Genomic DNA, 25116 nt, shown 5'->3' on the forward strand with positions numbered 1-25116 from the left:
GCCATGGAAGCCTACCTCAGCGAATGGTTGTCCCTTCTGGTCCGCTGGTTTCACGTTATCGCAGGCGTTGCCTGGATCGGCGCATCGTTTTACTTCATCTGGCTGGACAATCACCTGCGGGAACCACCGGAATGGAAGAAAAAAGAGGGCATCAAGGGCGACCTGTGGGCCATTCACGGCGGTGGTTTTTATGAGATCGCCAAGTACAGACTGGGGCCGAAGGAAATGCCACGGGAACTGCACTGGTTCAAATGGGAAGCCTATTCAACCCTGCTCAGCGGTCTGGCCCTGTTGTTTGTTGTTTACTACATGGGCTCTCCCGGTTACCTGATCGATCCGGCCAAGGCCGATCTCAGTACCGGTGCCGCCATCGCAATTGGCCTCGGCACCATTGCCGTGGTCCTTGCCATCTACGAGACCCTGATTCGAAGCCCTCTTGCTGACAAAGGCAAGGCGTTTGCGCTGATTCTGTTCGGCATTCTGGTTCTCGTCGACTGGGGTCTGTTTCAGGTGTTCTCAGGCCGGGGCGCGTTTATCCACGTCGGGGCGGTGATCGGCACCATCATGGTGGCGAACGTCTTTCTTGGCATTATTCCCTCACAGCGGGCGCTGGTCGCCTCAGTCCGGGCAGGCGAAGAAGCCAACGAAAAGGTCGCACGCCTGGCCATGCTCGCCAAGCTGCGCTCGACCCACAACAACTACCTGACGCTGCCGATCATCTTCATCATGATCAGCAACCACTACCCGCTGCTGTATGGAAATCCCCACGGGTGGGCAATCCTGGCGGCCATCGGGTTCATCACGGCCTTCGCCCGGCATTACTTCAACCTCCGTCACAGGGATATCAACCAGCCCTGGATACTGGCGGTCGCCGCCGTGCTCACCGTTGCCCTGATCTGGCTTGTGGCCCCTGCCCCGGCAACCACGCTGGATACGGCAGACCACCCGGAGGTCAGTGATGAGGTCGCAACCGCTCTCATCAACACCCACTGTGTGGCCTGTCATGCCACCAGCCCCGGCCATCCGGCCTTTCAGGCGCCGCCAGCGGGCATCAAACTGGAGAACCTGTCGCTGCTGGCCATGCACGCCGACAAGGTACGCCAGGTAGCGGTCGATTCTCACTACATGCCCCTGGGCAACCTGACCGGCATGACGGACGAGGAACGCCAGCAACTGGGGCAATGGTTGCAGCACAACCAACCCTGACATTTCCCTGAAAAAAGGGCCTCCCGCAGGAGGCCCTTTTTGGTTTGGGACCTTCTATCCCGATCACTTCCGGGCTTCGGCCGCCTTCTCTGCAGCATCAAAGTTGGCCTGGATCCGCTGCAACAGATAGTCCCGTGCAGAGATCGGCGGGTATTTCTTTTCCGGCCCCTGAATAATCTGCTCTTTGTTCGCCTGACAGAAGAACGCCATGCTGTAACGAGGCCCCTTGTAGTCGCCTTCTTTCGGCATCCTGACCCTGTGCAGGGTCGACTTCAGGCGGTCATCGCTCCAGCGCATCAGCATGTCGCCGATATTGCAGGTTATCCGGTCCTCTTTCGGTGTCACAGTGAACCACTCCCGGTCATCGCCCTTGCCCTCGGCGTCTTTGCCCGGGCTAACCTGCAGGCCACCCTGACCTTCCTGCTGAAACACCATGGTCAGGCAATCAAAATCGGTATGGGCCCCGGCGCGCCAGATGGATTCATCCAGGCGAGCGTCGTCGGCCAGGGGCAAATAGTGCAGCAACCGGAGTGTGCTCTGATAATCTTCCAGACGGCGATCATGGGCCCGGGTAAAGAAGTCCCGCTCAAACCCGAGACGCTCGGCAAAACACGACAGCACGGTCATACCCAGCTGCCAGGCGCGGTTCTCGAAATCCAGCATCACCCGGCTGAATTCCGGCACCACCGTCTGGTTCGGCCAGAGATCATCCATGTGTGGAAGGGTAATCTGGAACGACTCTTTCTCATCCGCCGTTCCAGTGGACGGCCGTACCTGTGACCTGAACTCCCAACCGGAATTCAGCCCTTTTTTCAGCGGATACTGTTGCTTGCTGCTTTCAGGCAACGCAAAAAATCGCTCGGACAAAGCGAAAGCCTGCTTGATCAGATCAAGTTCAAGCCCATGATTGGACAGCTGGAAAAAACCCACGTCGGTGGCGGCTTGCCAAAGCTGATCGGTAATCTCTTCCCGGCGGCGCTCAAAGTCGGACAGATCGATAACGGGTATGTCCCCTTCAACCTCCCGGCCCATACCTCCAAAGGTCGTTTCCAGGTTCAGTTCTTTCAGCGCGTATTTTTCTGCAGTGTGAGTCATTGTACCTCCCGGCATATCGTCAATAAATGGATCGGTTTCCGGAGGCAAACAGGGCGGAAATGCGGGAGGCAGTACATGGCCATCGCCGCCAACCGCGCCTGCAGGCACTTCCGGTCGACGACTGAGCAATGACCCGAATTCGCTCATCTGGCGATTCCTGACTGCTTCTACTCAGACTCGCAGGCTATCCCCTAAGGAATCTGACCTGCCATGCAAAAAGAAGCAGCATTTGTGCCATACGACTGTCTCTGCAACCGCTTTGAAATTCAGGGGCTTGGGCCTGCACGACGTATCAGGGCAGGCTTCAGGAGAACCATTCAAGTGCAGCCTTCGGATGTTGCGCACCAGAAAGGCGCACAAAAACCGCCGCCAGTGAGCCAGCCTCCTTCTCTGACCAACCGGTCAGCAAATGGACGCAATCTTGCATTGCAGTCCAGGGTAACCATCATTCAGAAGAGTAGAAGCGGTCAGAGGAACGCGCGATACCGGCAACACCTCGGGACATTGCTCTTGAACACCAAGAGGAGCAACCATTGAACTACCTTATCAAGAACGCCGTCGCAGTCGCGTCTACCGGGTTTCCGGATGCCCGGGACCTGCGCATCCGGGGTGGATACATTACCGAGCTGGGTAACGCCCTGGCTCCCACACCGGAGGATCCGGAAACCGTCATTGATGCGTCTGGCTGTGTGGTCTGGCCCGGGTTGGTAAACACTCACCATCACCTTGCCCAGTCCATCATGAAAGGCGTACCGGAAGGGCTGAATCAGGATCTTGGAGGCTGGCTCAGCAGCGTACCCTACCGCTTCTGGCCGAAAGTGACGCCAGAACTTATGTACCATGCCGCTCGCCTGGGACTGTATGAACTGATCCGTTCCGGCGCCACCACCTGCGCCGATCACCATTACCTTTATCACAGCACCACCAGCCCGGAGCTGGAAGACGCCGTCTGGCAGGCAGCCGAGGAGCTTGGCATCCGGATGGTTCTGTGCCGGGGCAGTGCCACGGAAACCGGCTCCCATGAAGGCATGATAGAACACAGGATCGAGCCGGAAAGCATCGACCAGATCATTGAGCGTCTCGACACAACCCGAAAAAAACATCATCAGACCGGGCCCGACGCCATGAAAAAACTGGTTGTGGCGCCAACAAGCCTGATCCACTCCAGTTCACCGGAAGGTCTGAAAGCTCAGGCGCAGTGGGCACGGGAAAACAAATTGAGAATGCACTCGCACTTGCTGGAGGTGGACTTCGACGAGATCCAGGCCCATCAGAGATATGGTCAGAGCGCGATCGATTATGCGGAATCCTGCGGCTGGCTGGGACAGGACGTCTGGTACGCGCACCTGGTCCACAGTGACACCCACGCCATCGAGCGGCTTGCCGCCACCGGGACCGGCATCGCCCATTGTCCCACCTCAAACTGCCGCCTTGGCAGCGGGATAGCGCCGGTAATCCGGATGGCGGAAGCGGGTGTGCCCATTTCCCTGGGAGTAGACGGTTCGGCCTCTGCCGAATCCGGATCGATGCTGCAGGAACTGAACCTGACCTGGCTGATTCACCGGGCTCAGAACGGCCCTGATGCTACAACACTGGAACAGGTTCTTGAGTGGGGAAGCCAGGGTGGCGCAGACCTTCTTGGCCTGGAGAATACCGGTCGCCTGGCCGTTGGAAAAGCGGCGGACTTGGTGTTGTATGATATCGACAAACCCCGATTCGCAGGGGTACACGTTCCTTTGATGTCACCACTCATGTGTGGTGAGCCGGTGCACGTCAGAGACAGTTTTGTGCAGGGCCGGCGCATCGTGAACGATGGGCAGATTTGCGGCCTGGACGAGGCCGAGTTAACCCGGAACGTGCAGGAAAGCGTCCTGCAACTCCTCGATAACGGCTGATTCTGGCCGGGAATCAAAAAAAACCGGCGGGTTAGGCACCCGCCGGTTTTTTTGTGAAGCGCCCCCGTTTACTCCGGAAGCGTCGCAGTCATTCCTTCAACGTACCAGTCCATCGTCGCCAGCTCTTCTTTGGTCATGGTCACGCCTTCAGGCACCCGAAGCTCGCCGGACTGGTCTTTCAGAGGACCAGTGAACGGATGGAACTCGCCTTTGTCGATGGCATCAATTACCGATTCAACCTTGGTTCGCTGCTCTTCCGTCAGACGGTCGGAGATGCCAACAACCTGGATAATATCTTCAGAGATACCGCCCCAATAATCGGCTGGTTCCCATGAACCATCCATAACCGACTGCACCGTGTCGATGTAGTACGGGCCCCAGTCGTTGACCACGGACAGCAGATGCGCATCGCCACCAAACTTGCGCATATCGGAAGCCTGACCGACACCCCACTTGCCTCGCTTGTCTGCCGCGATCAGCGGCGCCGGGCTATCGGTATGCTGGACAAGCACGTCCACCCCCTGATCCATCAGGGCATTGGCGGCATCCGCCTCTTTGGCCGGATCAAACCAGGTGTTCACCCAAACCACCTTGAGCTCGATATCCGGGTTTACTTCCTTGGCGCCAAGATAGACTGCGTTGATATCTCGAATCACTTCAGGAATCGGGAAAGAGGCAATGTAGCCCAGGGTGTCGGTTTCAGTGACCAGGCCGGCAGCCGTGCCGGTCGCATAACGACCCTCGTAGGTAACTGACAGATAGGTACCCAGATTTTCTGCCTGTTTGTAGCCAGTTGCGTGCAGGAAGGTGATATCCGGAAACTCCTTCGCAACCCGGGCTGTCGGGTTCATGAACCCGAAGGAGGTTGTAAAGATCACATCATTGCCGGCCTGGGCCAGACGGCGGATGGTCCGTTCTGCGTCGGCGCCCTCACTGACGTTTTCAACATACGTGGTATCGACCTTGTCTCCGAAGTGTTCTTCAAGCGCAAGACGTCCCTGATCATGTTGATAGCTCCAGCCGTGGTCCCCGATGGGGCCTACATAGACAAAGCCCACTTTCATCGGGTCTTCTGCCATGACGGGCATGGACAGACTGAGTGTGGCAGCAAGTACCAGGCTCGATTTCAGTTTCATGGATACTCTCCTGAGTGTTTGGCTCGTTGTGCTTTTCGTTTGGATCGTTTACCAGACGGAAAACCCAGCAAAAAGCTGGCCAATTGCTCAGGTTTTTTACAGCATTGATTACGCGTGCTTTTTACTGCCCGGCTTTCTAAGGTTTTCCAGTAAAAGCACCAATTTGGGTCCACGAGCCTCGGTTGCACCAGCTCGATTCATTTTGTTCCGGGGACAACCAGGAGGATGCTGTCACCTGCGAACATCACCGAATACGCGCAATCGTGTTGTGACCCGGGAGGCTTCGCTAATCCTGAAGAGAACCGTCACCGGCCCTCCGGAGCCACGCGGCCCGAAGCGTCTCAGAAGCGACACCCGCCAGCAATCCGAAAAATGGATCAACCCACACGGTGATCAATGCAGTGATCACTATGACAGGCCAGCACGACGGTTTGGCCTTCCACAGGCGCCGGGACAAAGCCAGCTCGGCAGCCGTCACAAATAACAGAGCCCCCAGACCGGCTATTGGAATGGCCGCAATCATCGCAAGACCACCGGGCACAAGAGCGACCAGGATCAAACCTGTTCCGAGCAGGATCGGTGCCATGCCTGTGCGGGCCCCGAAGCGGTGATGCGCAGCCACACCACCTGCGCCATGACACATAGGCAGAGCGCCAAGAGGCACCAGAAAGAGGTTGGCCAGTCCGGAGGAAATCGACAACCCGGCCGGCGTGACACGATTCGATGGCTGGCCGAAGTAATCGCCAACCACCAATGCCGTCAGCACAACGGCATTGGTCAGCGTCAGGGCCAACTGGGGTAACACCAGCGAAGAAAACGCTTGTTTCCAGTCATCAACGCCCGGGAACCCGGACCATGAAAAAACAACGGGATCGGCAACCGGAAGCATGAGCCCGGGTGCCCCCAGCACCAGACCCAATGCGATAGCCCCAACAAGCCCTGTCAGCGCCGCCGGCCAGTTCGGCACAAGTTTCAGGGTAATCGCCAGAATCGCCAGGGTGACAATACCCAGGGGTAGTGAGGTGGCCATTAAACCGAGACTCATCTGAGCCAGCATCAGTCCCAGGCCCAACTGAAGGCCGCTTAACACCGAGCGAGGGATCAGACGGGCCGCACCGTTGATCCAGCCAGTCAGTCCCAGCACCAGAAGGATTGCCCCGATGAGGACACCACTGGCCACCAGGCTCTGCGATGTCACCTGGGTGGTCAGCAACAATGCCGCAATTGCCTTCATGGGCTGAACCGGTACAGGCAGTCGGTAATACAGCCCGGTTGCAATGTAGAACAGGGCGAATCCCAGCAGGACCGGTGTTGGCGCCAGACCCGCCAACCCGATAGCCCCCAGCCCCAGAGGAATCAGGGTGCCAAGATCACCTAGTGCTCCGCCGGCATCCCTTATCAGCGTTTTTGGTACTGAAGACGTCATTATTCCGCCTGTTTTTTACTATGGGCGCTATTCACGCATTGTAGATAACGCTGCCCAGATCACTGATATCGTACCCGCCCAGCGCCTCGGCGCGCTGGGCAAAGCGTTCGCTGGCAGCAAACGCGAGCAGACGTTGTATGGCCCTCTCAAAGTAGTGCCGCCGGCGCATGGCCAGATCAAAGTGCTCCTGCTGCAAAGGGATAAAGGCCAGTCCCTGGCGCCGCGCTGCAGCCTCTATGCCCACACCAACATCCGCTTCGCCCTGGCGAATGGCCAAAGCGAGATCGTCTTCACTGAGTGACGGATGAGCGGCCCACGTAAGTTGCCTGGCATCAATGCGGTGGTTTGCCAGCAGACTCTGCAGTAGATGGCTAACACCGGCATCCGGCTGGCGATGCGCAACCCGTATGCCAGGGCGCGCAATGTCTTCAAGCCGTACTAGCCCGTGTGGATTATCGGCTGCCAGAAGCAGGCCCTGTTGACGTTTTGCCCAGCGAATCAGTACCAGGTCGCGCATGCCGCTCAACCCGAGAGTCACCGGATCATTGTAGCGCTGATTATCGGCATGCCAGATATGCATACCAGCGACCATCGCACGCCGGTCAACCAGCCGCTGTACGCCATCACCACTTCCCTGGCACAGCAGAGCCAGCTCGGCACCGCTCTCTTTCACTGCCCACTCCAGCAGGGGGTCCTGACTGCCCGCCAGCACCTGCGGTATCGGCGAACTCACAGCATCGTCGCCCTCCAGATGGTTCATGAGCCACAGATCAATGCGTTGGCGCGGGAACAACAGCTTCCCCGTTACCCGAACGCAGGGAATAACACCCTGACTGACCAGGTCGTAAACCTTGCGCTCTTTCAGGCGCAAATACTCGGCAGCTTCAGCCGTGGTGAGGTAGGCGGGAAGGGACATCAATTTCTCCTGCAACGCGGGAAGAGCACAAGGCTGTTTTTTGCTGCATATTTTCCGACAGGCTGTGCAAAGCGTAGCTAGAAACGCCACGATGCTCAACATCAAGGAGACGCGTCTGTGGAAAATAATGCGTTTTATGTGGCGCTGTCGCTGCTGGTCAATTTTGACGCCTCACTCTTCGGGATCGTGGCGCTCTCATTACAGGTTTCGCTTCTCGCCGTCCTGATTGCTGCGGTGCTGGGTTTTCCTCTGGGCGCTGCGGTGGCCCTATGGCGCTTCCCCGGACGTGGCGGGATGATCGTTGTGCTTAACGCGCTCATGGGCTTGCCTCCCGTGGTGGCCGGGCTGATGGTGTATTTGCTGCTCTCGCGGGCAGGTCCCCTGGGAGAATGGGGCCTGCTGTTTACCCCCGGAGCCATGGTCATTGCACAGGTGGTGCTGGTCCTGCCAATTCTGGCCGCGCTCTCACGCCAGAAGGTGGAAGACCTCCTGGGTGAATACCGCGAGCAGTTCGTATCGCTTGGCATGTCGCGCTCACGAATGATGCCCACCTTGTTGTGGGATGCCCGATTTGCACTATTAACCGTTCTGCTTGCCGGCTTTGGCCGCGCCAGTGCCGAGGTAGGCGCTGTGATGATGGTTGGCGGCAATATTGAAGGTGTCACTCGGGTCATGACGACTTCCATCGTACTGGAAACCGGCAAGGGCAACCTGCCTCTGGCACTGGGGCTGGGCATTGTTCTGCTCGGGCTGGTCATGCTCATTAACGCCGGGGCATATCTGGTAGGCGAACTGACCAGGAGGCGAGTAGGATGACCTCATTCCAGGTTCCGCGACTCGCGTCGTCCATCCTTTCACCGCCGGCGCTGTGCTTTGATGACGTCATGTTCAGCAAAGGCAACGAGGTACTGCTGGGCCCTTGCTCATTCACCCTTGAAGGCCTTGGCCCTACCCTCGTGATGGGTCCAAATGGCGCCGGCAAGAGTCTCCTGTTGCGCCTCGCTCACGGCCTCCTGGTCCCGACTCGGGGTCAGGTCACATGGTCCGGCGAACATTGCCCCCGCCAGGCCATGGTATTTCAGCACCCCGTACTCTTGCGCCGGTCAGCCACAGCCAATCTGACTCATGCCCTCGCGGTAAATAACGTGCCTCGGAAAATGCGCACGAAACTGGCACACGATGCCCTTGAGCGTTTTGGCCTCACCGCCCGCAGCAACACGCCAGCGCGCGTACTTTCCGGCGGTGAACAACAGCGTCTGGCACTGGCACGCGCCTGGGTGCTTTCACCCCAGGTACTGTTCCTGGACGAACCCACCGCTGCACTCGACCCGGCGGCCATCAAAGCCGTAGAAGCGGCCGTGCGGGAATTTCATCAGCGGGGTACGCGTATCGTGATGACCACCCACGACCTGCACCAGGCCAGGCGCCTCGCTGCCGATGTTCTTTTTCTGTCAGGCGGAATCCTCCGTGAGCACACACCCTCAGAAACCTTCTTTGACAAGCCCGTGTCGCGAGAGGCACAGGCGTATATCGCAGGAGAACTGGTCGAGTAGTTCGGCTTTTCTAATCAATAGGAGAAAACGAGATGAAAAAGACGCTTAACCTGGTATTGGCGGGTATAGCAAGTATAGGCCTGGCATTCAGTGCTTGTGCCGAGGACCATATCACCCTGGCCTCAACCACATCGACCGAAAACTCCGGGTTATTCGCATCCATATTGCCGAAGTTCGAAGACAGCACCGGTATCGAAGTTCGGGTGGTGGCTGTTGGCACTGGCCAGGCCTTTGAAATCGCTCGCCGGGGCGACGCCGACAGCCTTTTGGTACACGATACCGCAGGTGAGAAGCGTTTTGTTGAAAATGGCTTCGCCACTGAGCGAGCCAACGTCATGTACAACGACTTCGTGCTTATTGGCCCCGCTGATGATCCGGCCAATATCGGCGCAGCAACGAACGCTGCCGAAGCCTTCGCGGCGATCGCCGAGGCCGAAGCTCCGTTTGCGTCAAGGGGCGATGACAGCGGCACCAATCGCGCAGAATTGCGGCTCTGGAAAAACGCCGGCGTTGAGCCCGATGGCGAATGGTACCGGGAACTCGGCAGCGGTATGGGTCCCACACTCAACACAGCCGCCGCCATGGATGCCTATGTAATGTCGGATCGCGCTACCTGGGTGGCCTTTGGAAACCGCCAGAATCTCAAATTGCTCTTTGAAGGCGACAAGGTTCTGTTCAACCAGTATGGGAGCTTGCTGCTGTCCCAAGAGAAGCATCCGCATCTGAAGCACGAGCTGGCTAAAAAATGGCATGACTGGCTGCTGTCTGACGATGGCCAGCAGGCAATTGCTGACTTCAAGGTGGACGGACAACAGCTGTTTTTCCCGAACGCGCAGTAGTCCGAAGGGGCCTGGGTCTTCTGATTCAGCCCCGTTTACCCTGACCCGACCTGACCCCGGTAATACCGGGGTTTTTTTATTGGGGGGCAGCCTCTGTTTTTCCTGAATGCCAAATAGGCTAATCTCTGCCATTGTCCGTCAATATTCGGTTCTGCGGCGTCCATGAAACGGCTATAACAAAATGACCATTAACCTTCTGTTCCCCAATCCCAAAGATCCTCGACTGTCCCGTACTGTCGATGGTGTTGATGAAACCGGTCAATCAAAGTCGATCAGTGTCATCGAAGAGCGCCCCCTGACCATCTACCTGAACAGTCAGGAGATCGTCACGGCAATGACCATCGGTGATCACCCGGAGTACCTGGCGCTCGGTTTCCTGCTGAACCAGGGCATGCTGAAACAGAGCGATCAGGTCACGGGGATCGATTTCGATGAAGAGCTTGAAGTCGTCGTGGTGCGCACAGCGGGCGTAACCGATGTCGAAGACAAACTGGAGAAGAAAACCCGGACCTCCGGCTGCGCCGTCGGCACCGTGTTTGGTGACATGATGGCCGGGCTCGAAGGCCTCTCATTACCGGACACACCGGTGCACACCAGCACCTTTTACGATCTCTCGTACCAGATTAACCACACGCCCAGCCTGTACATGGAAACCGGCGCCATTCACGGTACAGCCCTGTGCCAGGGCCGGGAAATCCTTGCCTATATGGAGGATGTCGGTCGTCACAATGCCGTCGACAAGATCGCAGGCTGGATGCACCTGAACAACGTTTCCGCGGCCGACAAAGTCCTGTACACCACCGGGCGGCTGACCTCGGAGATGGTCATCAAGACATCGCTCATGGGCATTCCGACCCTGATCAGCCGCTCCGGCTTTACCGCCTGGGGTGTCGATATTGCTCGCCAGGTGGGCCTGACGCTGATCGGACGGATGCGCGGCAAGAAATTCACCTGCCTCAGCGGACAGCACCGCCTGGTGTTCGACCAGGACTTGTCGCAGGTTCCTGATGAAGACAGGAAATTGCGTCGAAAAGGGGCTGACCATGACTGAATGTGCCGTCATTCTGGCCGGCGGCCAGGCCAACCGGATGGGCGGTGGTGATAAAGGACGATTGATGCTGGGCGATCAGTCACTGATCGAGCGAGTCATCGATCAGATCACGCCACAGGTCGACGCTGTCGTGTTGAACGCCAACGGGGATCTGAGCCGGTTTGATGATCTGGGCCTGCCCGTGGTGGCCGACTCGATTGGTGATTTCCCGGGTCCTCTGGCTGGCGTGCTCGCGGGTATGGACTGGGCCGCCGAGCAGGGTCATGAATGGCTGATCAGCGTCGCTGCGGATACGCCATGCTTTCCTCGGGATCTGGCTGCAAGACTGGCCGAATATGATACTCCGGTGGTACTGGCAGCCACCCCGGACCCGGAACGCGGGCGATTGCCTCAACCGACCTTTGGCCGCTGGCAGGTCGCACTGCGGCACGATCTGCGCTCCGCCCTGAACAACGGTGTTCGCAAGATTCGTCAGTGGACACAGGCCCAGGGAGAGACACTGGTGGTGTTTGCTGAAAACGACTTTTTCAACATTAATACGCCGGAAGATCTGGCCTGGGCGGAGACACATCTGAAGTGAACGTTATCGGCATCGTAGGCTGGAAAAATTCGGGGAAAACAACTCTGGCCAGCGCATTGATTCGCGAGTTATCCGCCAGAGGATTAACCGTCAACTCGATCAAGCACGCCCATCACGCGGTCGACATAGACCAGCCCGGCACTGACAGCTACAAGCATCGCGATGCCGGAGCGCGCGAGGTTATCCTGGCTGGCGGGCAGCGATTCGCCATCATGCATGAGCTCCGCGGCGCCGAAGAGCCGACGCTGGACGAATTACTGACCCGTCTGGGCCCCTCTGACTGGGTGGTGGTCGAGGGCTTCAAGGGCCATTCGCACCCCAAAATTGAGATACACAGGCAGGAAAACTCCCGCCCCCCCCTGTACCCGGAAGATGCCAACATTATCGCTCTGGCCGCCGACTATGCCGCCGACTTTCCCGGCCCCATTTTTGATCCGGACGATGTCCCCGGCATGGCTGACTTCATTCTGAATGCTGAACAAACATGAACAGTACTCACAATAACGGTAAAGCAATGAACCCGCTTCGCAATGACTGTTTTGCCCTGCCCCCCGGCGTCAACTGGACACCCGTCGACGAGGCTCTGGAACGGTTGCGCTCACGCCTGCACCCTGTGGTGGGGGTCGATCGCCCGGTTCCGCTGTCACAGGTCAATGGGCGGATACTGGCGCGTGATGTCCATGCACCTCGCGCTCATCCGCCAAGTAACAATTCCGCGGTCGATGGCTATGCGTTTGCAGGGCCGTTAACCGAGGTGCCCTGCACCCTGCCTCTCGTCGATGGCCGCAGTGCGGCCGGGGAGCCTTACACGGGCATCGTGCCTGACGGTCATGCTATCCGGATTCTGACGGGCGCGGTTATTCCGGCGGGTACGGATACCGTGGTCCTGGAGGAAGACTGTGAGGTTATCGATGGTCACCTGCAGCTGAACGGCACGCTGAAAGCGGGCGCCAATGCACGTAAAGCCGGTGAGGACATCAAGGCCGAGGATCGGATTCTGGCGGCGGGTACGCGTCTGACGCCCACCCAGATTTCCGTGCTGGCCAGCGTCGGAGTCGAATCCGTTGAGGTGTATCAGAGGCTCCGTATTGGTGTCTTGTCTACGGGTGACGAGGTGAAGCCAGTCGGCTCAACGGTTACCGACTGGCAGATTTACGATGCCAACCGCCCTATGCTCAGTGCCCTGGTGGAACAACTCGGCTATCAACTGGTGGATCTGGGTCATGCGCCGGACCGGGCCGAAGAGGTCAAAGCGGCCCTGGAGCGAGGCGCTGAACAGTGCGACCTGATCCTGACCAGCGGCGGTGTTTCTGCCGGTGACGAGGATCATGTATCGAAAATGCTGAAAGCGCACGGCGATATCAGCAACTGGCGCATCGCCATCAAACCTGGCCGACCTCTGGCACTCGCCATGTTCCAGGGAACGCCTGTGTTAGGTCTGCCAGGCAATCCGGTGGCGGCCTGGGTCTGCGCCCTGCGATTTGGCGCACCGGCCATGGCATTACTGGCCGGAGGGGAATGGTTCGAACCCCAGGCCTATGTCATGCCGGCCAACTTCTCGAAGAACAAAAAACCCGGACGCAGTGAGATGCTTCGGGCACGGACAAGGGATGGTCAGGTTGAGGTATTCGGCTCAGAAGGTTCCGGCCGGGTCACCGGTCTGGCCTGGTCCGAGGGACTGGTGGAACTGGATGAAAGCGCCCGGCAGATCGAACCGGGAACTCCCGTACGCTTCATTCCCTACGGCAGTTTCGGGCTCTAGTCAGTCGACACTACCGTGAACCGCAAAGGCCTCCAGTGACGCATCCTGCGGGGCACGGGAGCGGTAGGTTTCCTCGACTCCCAGCTCGGTCAGCGTACGACTGACCATCAGCAGAGTGTTGTCCTCGAAGTCCTCGCACATGCTGCGCATCTGGTCGATCTCTTCACAGGCGACCGGATAGGCTGCGTCGATACTGGGCGCGCCGTAGTGGTCGACAAACGTCTGGGCCAGCGTCGTGCGTAACTGTTCCAGTTCGGCTTCGGTGATATTGCACACACCAACGAAACTGGCACGGCCACCAGACTCCACGCTGTACCAGCCATTGCTGAATGCCTGACGGGCCTTGCCGGTCAGGTTTGCGTCGGTCCAGTTGGAAAACTCGAAACCGCCGGAGATCGCCCATTCGCCACTGGGTGCGGGCTTTTCAAAGACGTTTTCGTCCGATATATCCAGCTGCAGGGTTCGGGCCAGCTTCATAGGTGCTCCGCGAATTCAATCAAGCTCAATGTCTCGGTCATGACATCCTGACGCAACAGCATCCGGCCTTTTTCATCCAGGCCAACAAAGATGCCCGGCCGGGGCTGTTCGATCATCTTGCCCAGAGTGTCACAGCGTGGCCGCCATTCGTTATGCACACGCTCAAAGCCGCTGTCCATGAAGTAGGTCAGCCACAGCAACGTGTGCTTGGACCAGCTCTCCAGCAACGCCATGGGGGCAATATCGACGCAGCCTTCCTCATAGAGACAGGTTTCGTTCGGACTTTCTCCCGGCTCGCTGCTCATACTGCTGAACGGCACCTCGATGCCAACAATCAGCCAGTTGGGCTGCGCCATGGGGTCCGAAACATCCGCTGCGAAACGAACACTGCCGCAGAGGGCGCCATTAACCTTGATCCGGTCGGGCCATTGAAAGTGCACAGGCACTTCGGGCGGGGCCAGCGCGCCCAGGCTCTCAGCCAGCCCGATCTCGGCAACATAGACCGCCTGAATCGCCTCTTCCAGAGGCGTTTCAGGCGCTAGCACCAGGGCGGCCCGCAAGGTATCTGCCGCCTCGGAGTAAAATACCGTACCTGAATCAACACCTGCGATAGCCCGGCTGACGGCCTTGTCAAACGGATCCGTATGCCTTGGCACCACTTCTCCGGTGAGTAACGGCGGAAACTGGGGTGACTCGATCATTGAACAGCCCGGGCGTAGAGGTCAGAAGCAACAATTTCATCAGCAATACGCTGGAAAGCCTGCGCCTGAGGACTGTCTGGCTTCGACACCACAATCGGGACGCCACCGTCGGAGCCGATCCGGATATCGAGATCCAGCGGGATCTCGCCAAGGAATGGGGACCCAAGTTTTTCAGCCTCCGCCCGCGCGCCACCGTGTCCGAACGGATGATGTTCTTTGCCACACCCATCGCAGATAAACGAGGCCATGTTTTCAATCAGACCGAACAGCGGAACGTCCATCCGCTTGAACATATCAATGCCTTTGCGGGCGTCCATCAGTGCAATGTCCTGAGGCGTCGAGACCACAACCGCCCCGGCAACATAGAATTTCTGGCTCAGGGTCATCTGAACATCGCCGGTTCCCGGTGGCAGATCCACCAGCAACACATCGAGCCGTCCCCACTCCACCTGATTCATCATCTGTTGCAGGGCGCCCATCAACATCGGCCCACGCCAGACAATGGCCTCATCATCCGGCGCCATCAGCCCGAGAGACATCAGCGTTACGCCATGATTGCGCAGGGGCAGAATGGTACTGCCATCCGGGCTGGAAGGACGGCCGGAAACGCCCAGCATGCGGGGCTGGCTCGGGCCGTACACATCGGCGTCGAGAAGACCAACCTTGAGACCTTTTGAAGCCAGGGCAACGGCCAGATTGGACGACACGGTGGACTTGCCAACGCCACCTTTGCCCGAGGCGATGGCAATGATCCGATCAACACCCCTGGGGTTTTTGTCCTGAGGCCGGGGGGCATCGGTTCCGATCAGGTTCGGTTTTTTTCCTACTTCGGTGTACTCAACCATGCTGTGTCCTGTTGTTTTTAGCTGTCCAGATAGTCATCACTGGTGCGGATCCGGGGACGATCACCGCCCGCCATAGGTGCGCCGTCCCCGTGGAACTGGGCTTTGATCCGGCAGTCGTCACACATTTTGATGAGCTGAACGTTATCAGAGTTCTTATACATCCAGTGCTGGTTTTCGAGCTTCTCGACGATTCGGTTAATCGTGCTGGCAACACCAAACGGCGTTCCGCACTTGATGCATTCGAACGGATCTTCACCATGCAGAGCCCGGGCGCTCAATGCCGCCTTGGACACATCCAGCTGAGGCTTGAGGGTGATGGCCGTTTCCGGACAGGTGCTGTCGCAGATACCGCACTGAACGCACGCGTTTTCCGTGAACTGCACCTCCGGACGATCCGGATGGTCACCAAGGGCACCGGTTGGGCATAGCGATACACAGGCCAGACACAGAGTGCATTTATCGGAATCGATGGCTATCGCGCCATACGGTGCTCCCACGGGGAGCGGAATCGGCTCTTCGACGTTTTCGGACATCGCGGCAACCGTCACCCGCGTGATGTCACGGCGCCCCCCGACCAGCAACACCGGCTCGCTCACTCGTCCGGCATTGTCACCGGCGGCGCACAACTCAATAGCGGAAATAACCCGCACCCGGCCAGGGGCGTTGTGGGTCCCTTTGAGCATGGCCTGGGCGAGCTCGACTTCTGCAGTCACTGCCCGCCGGTCTGTCTCGTTATCCGCCAGGATCAGAACCTCGGCGCAGCCCGCTCCGAACGCCGCCATGATTTCGGCATGGCCAATCCGGTCAACGTGCTCCAGCCCCATCGGGATCAGATCATCCGCAAGGCCATCATCGTACCGGGCCAGGTTGGCAATGGCTTCGGTGCCAGCGCCCAGCGTATGGAAAACCAGGCGGGGAGACTCGTTGGTGTGCTCGCGGTAGACCCTGGCCATCACGTCCACGGCCCTGGTCAGGGCCTCAAACGGGGACTCATTCATGGTCACTGCAGATGTGGGACAGACCGCAGCGCAGGATCCGCACCCGGCACAGATATCCGAATCAATCTGGATGTGGTCCCCGGCCGAGAAAATGGCCTCGGTGGGACACACATCCAGACATCGGGTACATCCGGGCTTGTTCGCCCGCGAGTGGGCGCACAGGGACTCTTCGAGCCTGAAATATACGGTTTTCTCGAATTCTCCAACCCGCTCCCGGGCTGTCAGGGCAATTCGCTCCAATTCCCCGGTCTTGTCCGGGTCAGCCCAGAAATAACCATTGCGCTTTTCATGACTGGGAAACGCCGGCGCGCCGCCGCGAAGGTCGATAAACACATCGCACTCACTGCGGGCGGTGGGTTTTGCTTCGCCATAACCCAGTTCACCTCGCCCGGCCGGATGCAGGGTCTGCAAGTGGGCAAATTCCAGCCTGAAATTACCAAGCGCGCCATAAGCTCCTGTGAGCTGCCCTTTGGCAACATCGTAGGCGGCGGACGGCAGCTGTATGGGACCGGCATCACTAACAATACAGGTGACACCCAGCTCATCCTGAACCAGCTCTGCCATTCTTATCGCCGATTCCGTCGGACCGACAATACAGCACACTCCGCTGGACTGAATGGTTTTCGCCGGGGCTATCGGTGCCGGTAGCTGGGCGGCGGCGATCAGGGCTGCCTGCTTGGCGTGGATGCGCCCCGGGTTCGCGTTGGGCGCGCTCCAACCCGCCCGATCCCGGATATCGATAGTACTGAGCGGCGCCGAATGTTGAATCTCAGCGTATACATCCTCGGCGAGTCGCTCGAACAAAGCGGCTTGCTGACCGCAGGCAATAAGCACATCGTTGTTGGCAGCCAGATGCTCAGCGGCCATACTCATTTCCTTGCCACACAGTTGATCCACTGCAATTACCTGCTCGGCTGCCGCGGCCTTCTGCAGTGTCTGCGGGTTGAAAGACTGTGATTTGTCACAGCTACATAACAGTAGGGTCTTGGTTGCCGTCATCAGGAGTTTGACTCTTACGTTGTTTTTCTACGTATACGCAGTTGTATCGCTTTGCGAGCATGCCACAGGCATTTACTTTTGAACAATTGGATAATTGTCTGGCTCCTGTTAGTTTTAAGCGATAACACGAAGAGAATAAGCATGAACAGTCGGACAGAGGATTGGAGACGCGAATTAAGGGTCGGCGCCGTTGTTCGCAGGTCACCGGGCGTGACCCGCTGGGCCCGTGACATCTGGCAACCGGTTGCCGTGATCCCGGGAGCACCGGATGCCTTCTGGAAAGAAATGGTTCGCGAGGGCGAGATTGTCGACTTTCACGCGGGCACGGTCACCATGGAGCTGTTCCGTGCCGATGTCGAGGGCTATCTGGTATCCCTGAACATGGCCGTCCCTTCGGCCTGGATTATCCTGGACAGAGATGTAACGAGCCAGTCGCCTTCCGGATGGGTTGTCAGCACAATCACGGCCAGCGCCCACGAAGCACTGGATGCTCTGGACAGTGGCGAGAGCATCGTTGAAGCGGTCCCGATTCCAGAGTCCATGGCGGCCTGGATCAAGGAATTCATCGACAAGCACTACATCGAAGAACCGTTCAAGAAACGACGTCGTGACGAGATTCGTGTCGATGGCATTGAAGATGCCAAAGGCGACCCCCGCATACGTCAGGAAAGTGATGTTTTCCGCGCTCCCGCAAACATCAAAAAGCCGAGAATTCAGTAATGGCCGAATCACGTCTGCAGCGCTGGGCGCGTAAAAAAGCCGAAGCCGGTAAGCGCACTGAGCAGTCTCCGCCTGCGGTTACTGAGTCAGAGCCGACGCCGGAACAGCAGGAACTTGCCATCAACGAGGCCTTGCCGGAACACGAATTGCTGGAAAAATACGGCCTTCCTGATCCGGAAAGCATCCAGCTTGGCACAGACATCACCGGATTCATGCGAAAAGAGATTCCAGAACTCCTGCGCCGCAAGGCCCTGCGAGGACTCTGGAGATCCAACCCGGTTCTTGCGGTACTGGACGGACTGAATGACTACGACGAGGACTACACTTTGGCCTCCACGGCCGGTCAGACCGTGAAAACCGTGTACAAGGTAGGCCAGGGCCTGGTTGAGAAAGCCAGAGATGCCGACGGCGTGCTCAAGAGCCAGACTGAACCCCCAACGGACACCCCCAGCCCAGACGTTGTTCAGCCAGTCGCTGAAACCCCGGAGCCAGATGCTGGCGCTGACTCCGAACACACCGCCCCACGGGCACAGTTTCCGGATCATTCGCTGATTCAGAACGAGAGTCACCAGTCGGAGGAAACGCCGGAACCGCGCTATCGACCCCGGATGCGTTTTGACCACTGACAGAATGCCATCAGGCTAGCCGGTAACAGACACGTATTTGAGGAAATTATTCCTGAATATGAACTAGAATAGTGAGACAGACCGCAAATAATAATTGGAAGGAACACCATTTGAGTAACACTGCGGAAATCCAGTGTCCGCGCTCGATCACCGATGAGGATCGTGCCCGGGCCCAGATCTATCAGCTGCTGGGCGTCCTGCTTGCCGGCCCGCCTTCGGCTGACTTGCTAAAAGGATTGGCCTCTTTGCAGGGCGACGACACCCCTCTGGGAGCGGCCTCCAGAAACCTGGCTGCACTTGCCGAACGCACCAATCCTTTCGATGCCGAGCGGGAGTACAACAACCTGTTCGTTGGCCTCGGCCGTGGCGAATTGCTGCCATACGCCAGCTATTACCTCACCGGATTTCTGAACGAGAAGCCCCTGGCAGAGCTGCGCACGGATTTAATGTCCCGTGGCATCCAGGCCCGCAGCGATGTCAAAGAGCCCGAAGATCATATCGGCACGCTGTGCGAGATCATGGCGGGCATCATTACCGGCGAGTTTCCCTGCGATAGCGGCCTTTCTTCGCAGAAAGCGTTTTTCGAAGCCCATATAGCCAAGTGGGCAGCCTTGTTTTTTACAGATTTGGAAGAAGCGCAAAGCGCGGTCTTCTACGCACCTGTGGGATCGTTGGGGCGGGCCTTCATAAGTGTAGAGACAGACGCTTTTGCAATTCAGTAACCGGGATCTGAACGATCTCTTAACCCAGGGGGAGAAGTCCGATGGACAACCCGAAGCGTGAAAACAGCCGTCGCCGTTTCCTGCAAATGGCCGCAGCTGCAGCTCCGGCTGCCGTTGCAATGACGGTTGCACCGAACGCCGCAGCCGAGGTCGTCACCAAAGACGTCCCGAAAAGCCGTGGCCTGCGTGACACAGAACATACACGCAAATATTTCGAATCGGCTCGCTTTTGAGGAAGCGTGATTCATTCAAGGTTGCGTGATGCTCTTGAATGATCACACCTCCAGAAAAACGAGAATAAAAATGAGAGAGGTATGAGACATGTTACGGAAGAAGACCAACGGGGTAGCGAAAGGCCCCCGTGCAGGCTCTTTGCTTTCATCTCTCACTGCCAAGACTCTGGATCGTCGTCAATTTCTGGCGGCCTCCGGCGTTGCAGTGGGTGGCATGGCGGCATTGTCGCTGACGTCGGGACGGGTTGAAGCAGCGACCCCTTCGACTGGCGGCGGCGAAGTTGTTCGCAAGAAATCGGTATGTACGCACTGCTCGGTCGGCTGCACCGTTGAAGCCGAGGTTGAAAATGGCGTATGGACTGGTCAGGAGCCGGGCTGGGATAGCCCTTTCAACATGGGTTCTCACTGCGCCAAGGGGGCTGCGGTTCGCGAGCACGCTCACAATGAGCGTCGTCTGAAACATCCCATGAAGATGGTCGACGGCCAGTGGAAGAAGATTTCCTGGGACACCGCCATCAATGAAATCGGCGACAAGATGCTGCAGATCCGCGACGAAAGCGGACCTGACTCGGTTTACTGGCTCGGTAGTGCCAAGTTCAACAACGAACAGGCCTATCTGTATCGCAAGTTTGCCGCCTACTGGGGCACCAACAACGTCGATCACCAGGCCCGGATCTGTCACTCCACCACCGTAGCTGGCGTAGCCAACACCTGGGGCTACGGCGCAATGACCAACTCGTACAACGACATCCACAAGTCCAAGGCCATCTTCCTGATTGGTGGCAACCCCGCCGAAGCGCACCCGGTATCGCTGCTGCACATCCTGAAAGCGAAGGAAGAAAACAACGCCCCGCTCATCGTTTGCGACCCACGCTTCACACGTACCGCTGCACATGCCGACGAATACGTGCGTTTCCGCCCGGGTTCAGACGTTGCCCTGGTGTGGGGTATTCTCTGGCACATCTTCGAAAACGGCTGGGAAGACAAAGAGTTCATCCGCACCCGCGTATACGGCATGGACGAGATCCGTGAAGAAGTAAAACGCTGGAATCCGGAAGAAGTGGAGCGTGTAACCGGTGCACCGGGAGCGCAACTGGAGCGTGTCGCCCGCACCCTGGTCAACAGCCGTCCGGGCACCGTTATCTGGTGTATGGGTGGTACCCAGCACACCAATGGCAACAACAACACCCGCGCTTACTGCATATTGCAGCTGGCACTGGGTAACATGGGCGTTGCCGGTGGTGGCACCAACATCTTCCGTGGCCACGATAACGTTCAGGGCGCTACCGATCTGGGCGTTCTGGCAGACACCCTGCCCGGCTACTATGGTCTGAGCGCAGGTGCCTGGGGCCATTGGGCAAGAGTCTGGGAAGAAGACCTGGATTATCTGAAAGGCCGGTTCGCAACCTGGGACAAAAACGGCAAATCCAAAGCCATGATGAACGAGAAGGGTATTCCTGTATCTCGTTGGATTGATGGTGTTCTGGAAGCCAAGGAAAACCTGGATCAGCCTGATAACACCCGGGCCATGGTGCTGTGGGGCCACGCGCCCAACTCCCAGACCCGGATGCTCGAGATGAAGGAGGCGATGGAAAAACTCGACCTTCTGGTCGTCGTGGATCCCTTCCCGACGGTGTCAGCCGTACTGCACGACCGTAAAGACGGTGCGTATCTGCTGCCGACAACGACCCAGTTCGAGACCTACGGTTCAGTCACGGCCTCAAACCGCTCAATCCAGTGGCGTGAAAAGGTTGTAGAGCCGCTGTTTGACTCCAAAGTCGATCACGAAATCATAAAGCTCTTTGCGGACAAATTCGGTTTTACCGATCGTATGTTCCGCAACATTGCCATTGAAGGCGACGAGCCCTCAATTGAGGACATCACCCGCGAATTCAACCGCGGCATGTGGACCATCGGCTACACAGGGCAATCGCCAGAGCGGCTTCAGAAACACATGAAGTACCAGCATCACTTCGACCGGACCACGCTTCGGGCAAATGGCGGGCCTTGCGATGGCGACATCTACGGCATGCCGTGGCCGTGCTGGGGCACCGCGGAGATGAACCACCCGGGAACGCCCAACCTGTATGACCTGTCATTGCCGGTATCCAAGGGGGGCCTGACCTTCCGCGCCCGCTTCGGTGTTGAGCGCAATGGTGAAAGCCTGCTGGCCGACGGCGTCTACTCCAAGAATTCCGATATCAAGGACGGCTACCCGGAATTCACCATGCAGATGCTGATGGATCTGGGCTGGGACGGTGACCTGACCGCTGAAGAGCGCGCCAGCATCGACGCGGTCGCCGGGCCCAAGACAAACTGGAAGACCGACCTTTCCGGCGGTATCCAGCGCGTAGCCATCAAGCATGAATGTGCGCCCTTTGGTAACGCCAAAGCCCGGGCCGTGGTCTGGAACTTCCCGGATCCGGTCCCCATCCACCGCGAACCTCTGTACACGACTCGTCGCGATCTGGTCAAAGACTACCCCACGTACGACGACAAGACGTTCTGGCGTGTCCCCACCTTGTACGAGTCCATTCAGAAGAACGACTTCAGCAAGGATTTCCCCATCATTCTGACCTCCGGCCGTCTGGTCGAGTACGAGGGTGGCGGTGACGAAACCCGCTCCAACCCCTGGCTGGCAGAACTACAGCAGGAAATGTTCATTGAGGTGAATACGCGGGATGCGAACAACCTGAACATTCGCGATGGCAAGGACGTCTGGGTATCCGGACCGGAAGGCGGTCGCATCAAGGTCAAGGCATTGGTGACGGAACGTGTTGGCGAAGGTGTCGCCTTCATGCCGTTCCACTTCGGCGGACACCTGGAAGGTAAATCCCTGAGGGATAAATATCCCAAGGGCTCTGACCCCTACGTTCTGGGTGAATCTACAAACGTTGTTCAAACATACGGGTATGACTCGGTCACGCAGATGCAAGAGACCAAAGCCACCCTGTGTTCGATTATGCCGGCATAACAAGAGGTGTAGACCATGGCACTTGAAGGACAAGCACGCGCAAAATTCCTTTGCGATGCCGAACGCTGCATCGAATGCAATGCTTGCGTAACGGCCTGTAAGAATGAACATGAAGTCCCCTGGGGCATTAACCGCCGACGCGTGGTCACCATCGAAGATGGCAAGCCTGGTGAGCGTTCGATCTCGGTAGCCTGCATGCACTGTTCAGACGCGCCCTGCATGGCCGTCTGCCCGGTGGATTGCTTCTACCAGACCGAAGACGGCGTAGTGCTGCACTCCAAAGATCTGTGTATCGGTTGTGGGTATTGCTTCTATGCCTGTCCGTTCGGTGCGCCCCAGTTCCCGCAAGCGGGCAACTTCGGCAGCCGCGGCAAGATGGACAAATGCACATTCTGTGCAGGTGGCCCTGAGGAAGACAATTCAGCTACCGAGTTCTCCAAGTACGGTCGCAACCGTATTGCGGAGGGTAAACTGCCGATCTGTGCGGAAATGTGCTCAACCAAAGCCCTGTTGGCCGGCGACGGCAACGAGGTGGCGGACATCTATCGCCAGCGTGTGGTGAATCGTGGTTTCGGTTCCGGCGCCTGGGGATGGGGCACAGCTTACGAGAAGAAAGGTGCATAAACCGACCTGTGCATGCCAGGGCCCTTTGGGCCCTGGCATGCAACGAGGCAGTAAATTCTTCTTGTAGATTTCCGCTGGAGTGCTCTGATGACTAAAAGACTATTGAGTGTCGCCAGTCTGATGTTGGTGATGCTGCTGATTAATCCTGCCTGGGCACAGGATGCCCCCGAGGTTGATCGCACCGCTACCGGGGGCGCGCAGACCCTGGAAGATATCATGGCTCGTCAGCAACAGATGAAGGTTGACGAACGTTTTCGCTCAGAGAACACGGGCAATCCGGCCAACGCAGCACCGACCACAGATCAACTGGGTAGCCGGGGCGGGGTTTCTGACGCCGAAAACTGGCGCGGTATTCGCTACAACGAGACCGATATCCGTACACAGTCCCGCGGACCGGCGGCGAACGTTCTGATTCAGGACGGCGGCATGCCCTGGTACAAGCTGCGTGAAGGCCCCGTCATCCGTTATGGCGGCGGCGCGCTTCTCGGGCTTATCGTGTTGCTTCTGGTGTTCTATCTGGTGCGCGGGAAAATCATGATCGAAGGCGGACCCGCTGGCACCACCATCGAGCGATTCAAAGCCATCGAACGATTTGGGCACTGGCTGCTGGCAGGTTCCTTTATCGCCCTGGGCCTGACCGGCCTACTAACCCTGATGGGACGTAGCTTCCTGATCCCAGTACTGGGACCAGAGGTCTTTGCAACCCTCGCGGCTGGCTCCAAATGGTTGCACAACAACATCGCATGGGCCTTTATGCTGGGACTGGTGATGACGTTCATCATGTGGGTCACACATAACATTCCCAATAAGCTGGACTGGCAATGGATCAAAGTGGGTGGCGGCATCTTCACCAAATCTCACCCCCATGCAAAGAAATTCAATGCGGGGCAGAAGGTTGTTTTCTGGACAGTGATGCTACTCGGCGCCTCGGTCTCTCTGTCCGGATTGTCACTGTTGTTTCCGTTCCAGATCCCGATGTTTTCCGACACCTTCGGGTTCGTGAACAGCGTTCTGGGCACCAGCTTGCCAACCAATCTCACTCCGCATGAGGAGATGCAATACGCCAACCTCTGGCACTCGATCGTCGCGTTTGTGATGATGCTGGCCATCATCGCTCACATCTATATCGGCACAGTCGGAATGGAAGGTGCATACGACGCCATGGGCAACGGCCAGGTGGATCTTGAGTGGGCTCGCCAGCACCATGACCTGTGGGTCGCGGAAGTCGAGGCCAAACAAGGCAAAGGAGACTCGTCATCATGAAGGTCATGATTTCTGCATTTGTCGCAGCACTTGTTATTGCTTATACAGCTCCCGCTGTTCTGAACCAGTTTGGCTGGTCCTCAGCAGACCAGACAAGTGCCGAGAGTGTCCGCCTTGACTGAGCAATCAGAGGCATACCAGATCGATGCAATCGGTCTGGTATGCCCTCTTCCCATTCTACGATTCAAAAAACGCACCAAAGACCTTCCCAGCGGAACACAGGTCGAATTTCTTGCCGATGACCCTACCGGCCGTCAGGATTTGCAAGCCTTGTGTGAAATCACCGGCCATCGGATTGAGTGGATCAGGGAAGAGGGTGCAGGCGTCACCCGTTACCGTATTTGTCTGGCATGAGCGCCCCAACGATTCGATCCTGTGCAAACGCGTCCAGCCGAAACCTGCCCCCGGATCTTTTGGGCAGATGAGTCTTACACTCCAGAAAAACTATCCGCTATATCCTTATGCCCATTGGCAC

26 protein-coding genes are annotated in these 25116 nt (G+C 57.9%); 18 read left to right on the plus strand and 8 right to left on the minus strand.

The genetic code is table 11. The features are described from left to right. Nucleotides 1–3 precede the first annotated feature (3 nt). Nucleotides 4–1206 carry a urate hydroxylase PuuD gene (locus tag KO499_RS13760; RefSeq protein ID WP_215984324.1) on the plus strand — a complete coding sequence of 401 codons (1203 nt, stop codon included), beginning with the start codon at nt 4–6 and terminating at the stop codon, nt 1204–1206. Between the two features lie 63 nt (nt 1207–1269). Here the strand turns inward: KO499_RS13760 and KO499_RS13765 are convergent, their stop codons facing one another. Then, the gene (locus KO499_RS13765) at nt 1270–2448 is read right to left on the minus strand and encodes an isopenicillin N synthase family dioxygenase (RefSeq protein WP_228339955.1); all 1179 of its coding nucleotides are present in this window, start codon (nt 2446–2448) and stop codon (nt 1270–1272) included. Nucleotides 2449–2834: 386 nt separating this feature from the next. On the opposite strand from KO499_RS13765, the gene KO499_RS13770 reads away from it, so the two are divergent. Beyond that, nucleotides 2835–4196 carry an amidohydrolase family protein gene (locus KO499_RS13770; RefSeq protein WP_215984325.1) on the plus strand — a complete coding sequence of 454 codons (1362 nt, stop codon included), beginning with the start codon at nt 2835–2837 and terminating at the stop codon, nt 4194–4196. A gap of 68 nt (nt 4197–4264) precedes the next feature. Here KO499_RS13770 and KO499_RS13775 read toward each other — a convergent pair whose 3' ends face one another. The 3 genes from KO499_RS13775 to KO499_RS13785 form a co-directional block, all read right to left on the minus strand. Next, entirely contained in the window at nt 4265–5332 is a 1068-nt protein-coding gene (locus KO499_RS13775; RefSeq protein WP_215984326.1) for a BMP family ABC transporter substrate-binding protein, read from the minus strand. A gap of 286 nt (nt 5333–5618) precedes the next feature. Further along, nucleotides 5619–6758, minus strand: coding sequence for a putative sulfate/molybdate transporter (locus KO499_RS13780; RefSeq protein WP_215984327.1), 1140 nt, complete (start codon nt 6756–6758; stop codon nt 5619–5621). A 31-nt stretch (nt 6759–6789) separates the two neighbouring features. Next, on the minus strand, nt 6790–7674 hold the full coding sequence (locus KO499_RS13785) for a helix-turn-helix transcriptional regulator (RefSeq protein ID WP_215984328.1): 885 nt from the start codon (nt 7672–7674) through the stop codon (nt 6790–6792). Nucleotides 7675–7791: 117 nt separating this feature from the next. Between KO499_RS13785 and KO499_RS13790 the strand changes: the two genes are divergently transcribed. The 7 genes from KO499_RS13790 to KO499_RS13820 all read left to right on the plus strand — a co-directional run bounded on the left by KO499_RS13790 (nt 7792) and on the right by KO499_RS13820 (nt 13459). Beyond that, entirely contained in the window at nt 7792–8490 is a 699-nt protein-coding gene (locus tag KO499_RS13790; RefSeq protein ID WP_215984329.1) for an ABC transporter permease, read from the plus strand. Beyond that, entirely contained in the window at nt 8487–9227 is a 741-nt protein-coding gene (locus KO499_RS13795) for an ATP-binding cassette domain-containing protein (protein WP_215984330.1), read from the plus strand. The genes KO499_RS13790 and KO499_RS13795 overlap by 4 nt, the downstream gene beginning before the upstream one ends. 32 nt (nt 9228–9259) lie before the next feature. Next, nucleotides 9260–10066: a substrate-binding domain-containing protein gene (locus KO499_RS13800; RefSeq protein WP_215984331.1), complete on the plus strand. Its 807-nt coding sequence runs from the start codon at nt 9260–9262 to the stop codon at nt 10064–10066. Between the two features lie 181 nt (nt 10067–10247). Further along, nucleotides 10248–11117, plus strand: a complete 870-nt coding sequence (locus KO499_RS13805; RefSeq protein ID WP_215984332.1) for a formate dehydrogenase accessory sulfurtransferase FdhD — start codon at nt 10248–10250, stop codon at nt 11115–11117. Further along, nucleotides 11110–11697, plus strand: a complete 588-nt coding sequence (gene mobA / locus KO499_RS13810; RefSeq protein WP_215984333.1) for a molybdenum cofactor guanylyltransferase MobA — start codon at nt 11110–11112, stop codon at nt 11695–11697. The genes KO499_RS13805 and mobA overlap by 8 nt, the downstream gene beginning before the upstream one ends. Beyond that, nucleotides 11694–12185 (plus strand): molybdopterin-guanine dinucleotide biosynthesis protein B, encoded by a 492-nt coding sequence (gene mobB / locus KO499_RS13815; protein ID WP_215984334.1) that lies wholly within the window; start codon nt 11694–11696, stop codon nt 12183–12185. The genes mobA and mobB overlap by 4 nt, the downstream gene beginning before the upstream one ends. Continuing rightward, nucleotides 12182–13459 (plus strand): molybdopterin-binding protein, encoded by a 1278-nt coding sequence (locus tag KO499_RS13820; RefSeq protein ID WP_228339956.1) that lies wholly within the window; start codon nt 12182–12184, stop codon nt 13457–13459. The genes mobB and KO499_RS13820 overlap by 4 nt, the downstream gene beginning before the upstream one ends. Here KO499_RS13820 and KO499_RS13825 read toward each other — a convergent pair whose 3' ends face one another. The 4 genes from KO499_RS13825 to KO499_RS13840 are packed head-to-tail and all read right to left on the minus strand — an operon-like array spanning nt 13460 to nt 17479. After that, nucleotides 13460–13936: a DUF6505 family protein gene (locus KO499_RS13825; protein ID WP_215984335.1), complete on the minus strand. Its 477-nt coding sequence runs from the start codon at nt 13934–13936 to the stop codon at nt 13460–13462. Continuing rightward, nucleotides 13933–14637: a biotin/lipoate--protein ligase family protein gene (locus KO499_RS13830; RefSeq protein ID WP_215984336.1), complete on the minus strand. Its 705-nt coding sequence runs from the start codon at nt 14635–14637 to the stop codon at nt 13933–13935. Before KO499_RS13830 ends, KO499_RS13825 begins: the two co-directional genes overlap by 4 nt. Continuing rightward, a complete protein-coding gene (locus tag KO499_RS13835) occupies nt 14634–15482 on the minus strand; it encodes an Mrp/NBP35 family ATP-binding protein (protein ID WP_215984337.1) in 849 nt (282 codons plus the stop codon). Before KO499_RS13835 ends, KO499_RS13830 begins: the two co-directional genes overlap by 4 nt. Nucleotides 15483–15499: 17 nt before the next feature. Continuing rightward, nucleotides 15500–17479 carry a 4Fe-4S binding protein gene (locus tag KO499_RS13840; protein WP_215984338.1) on the minus strand — a complete coding sequence of 660 codons (1980 nt, stop codon included), beginning with the start codon at nt 17477–17479 and terminating at the stop codon, nt 15500–15502. A 141-nt stretch (nt 17480–17620) separates the two neighbouring features. On the opposite strand from KO499_RS13840, the gene KO499_RS13845 reads away from it, so the two are divergent. The 9 genes from KO499_RS13845 to KO499_RS13880 all read left to right on the plus strand — a co-directional run bounded on the left by KO499_RS13845 (nt 17621) and on the right by KO499_RS13880 (nt 24995). Then, nucleotides 17621–18199 (plus strand): DUF3305 domain-containing protein, encoded by a 579-nt coding sequence (locus KO499_RS13845; RefSeq protein ID WP_215984339.1) that lies wholly within the window; start codon nt 17621–17623, stop codon nt 18197–18199. Further along, complete coding sequence (locus KO499_RS13850) at nt 18199–18825, plus strand: DUF3306 domain-containing protein (RefSeq protein WP_215984340.1); 627 nt, start codon at nt 18199–18201, stop codon at nt 18823–18825. The genes KO499_RS13845 and KO499_RS13850 overlap by 1 nt, the downstream gene beginning before the upstream one ends. Nucleotides 18826–18935: 110 nt before the next feature. After that, on the plus strand, nt 18936–19547 hold the full coding sequence (locus tag KO499_RS13855) for a TorD/DmsD family molecular chaperone (protein ID WP_215984341.1): 612 nt from the start codon (nt 18936–18938) through the stop codon (nt 19545–19547). Between the two features lie 41 nt (nt 19548–19588). Continuing rightward, on the plus strand, nt 19589–19780 hold the full coding sequence (locus tag KO499_RS13860) for a twin-arginine translocation signal domain-containing protein (RefSeq protein WP_215984342.1): 192 nt from the start codon (nt 19589–19591) through the stop codon (nt 19778–19780). 88 nt (nt 19781–19868) lie between these two features. Beyond that, nucleotides 19869–22754 carry a molybdopterin-dependent oxidoreductase gene (locus KO499_RS13865; RefSeq protein ID WP_215984343.1) on the plus strand — a complete coding sequence of 962 codons (2886 nt, stop codon included), beginning with the start codon at nt 19869–19871 and terminating at the stop codon, nt 22752–22754. A gap of 15 nt (nt 22755–22769) precedes the next feature. Next, the gene (gene fdh3B, locus KO499_RS13870; RefSeq protein ID WP_215984344.1) at nt 22770–23378 is read left to right on the plus strand and encodes a formate dehydrogenase FDH3 subunit beta; all 609 of its coding nucleotides are present in this window, start codon (nt 22770–22772) and stop codon (nt 23376–23378) included. A gap of 87 nt (nt 23379–23465) precedes the next feature. Beyond that, nucleotides 23466–24641: a formate dehydrogenase subunit gamma gene (locus tag KO499_RS13875; RefSeq protein ID WP_215984345.1), complete on the plus strand. Its 1176-nt coding sequence runs from the start codon at nt 23466–23468 to the stop codon at nt 24639–24641. Beyond that, nucleotides 24638–24763: a hypothetical protein gene (locus KO499_RS19845; RefSeq protein WP_266100645.1), complete on the plus strand. Its 126-nt coding sequence runs from the start codon at nt 24638–24640 to the stop codon at nt 24761–24763. The genes KO499_RS13875 and KO499_RS19845 overlap by 4 nt, the downstream gene beginning before the upstream one ends. Further along, entirely contained in the window at nt 24747–24995 is a 249-nt protein-coding gene (locus KO499_RS13880; protein ID WP_323133349.1) for a sulfurtransferase TusA family protein, read from the plus strand. Before KO499_RS19845 ends, KO499_RS13880 begins: the two co-directional genes overlap by 17 nt. The last annotated feature ends 121 nt before the right edge of the window (nt 24996–25116 follow it).

The sequence above is a fragment of the Marinobacter sp. F3R08 genome (assembly GCF_018860425.1).
GTDB lineage: Bacteria > Pseudomonadota > Gammaproteobacteria > Pseudomonadales > Oleiphilaceae > Marinobacter.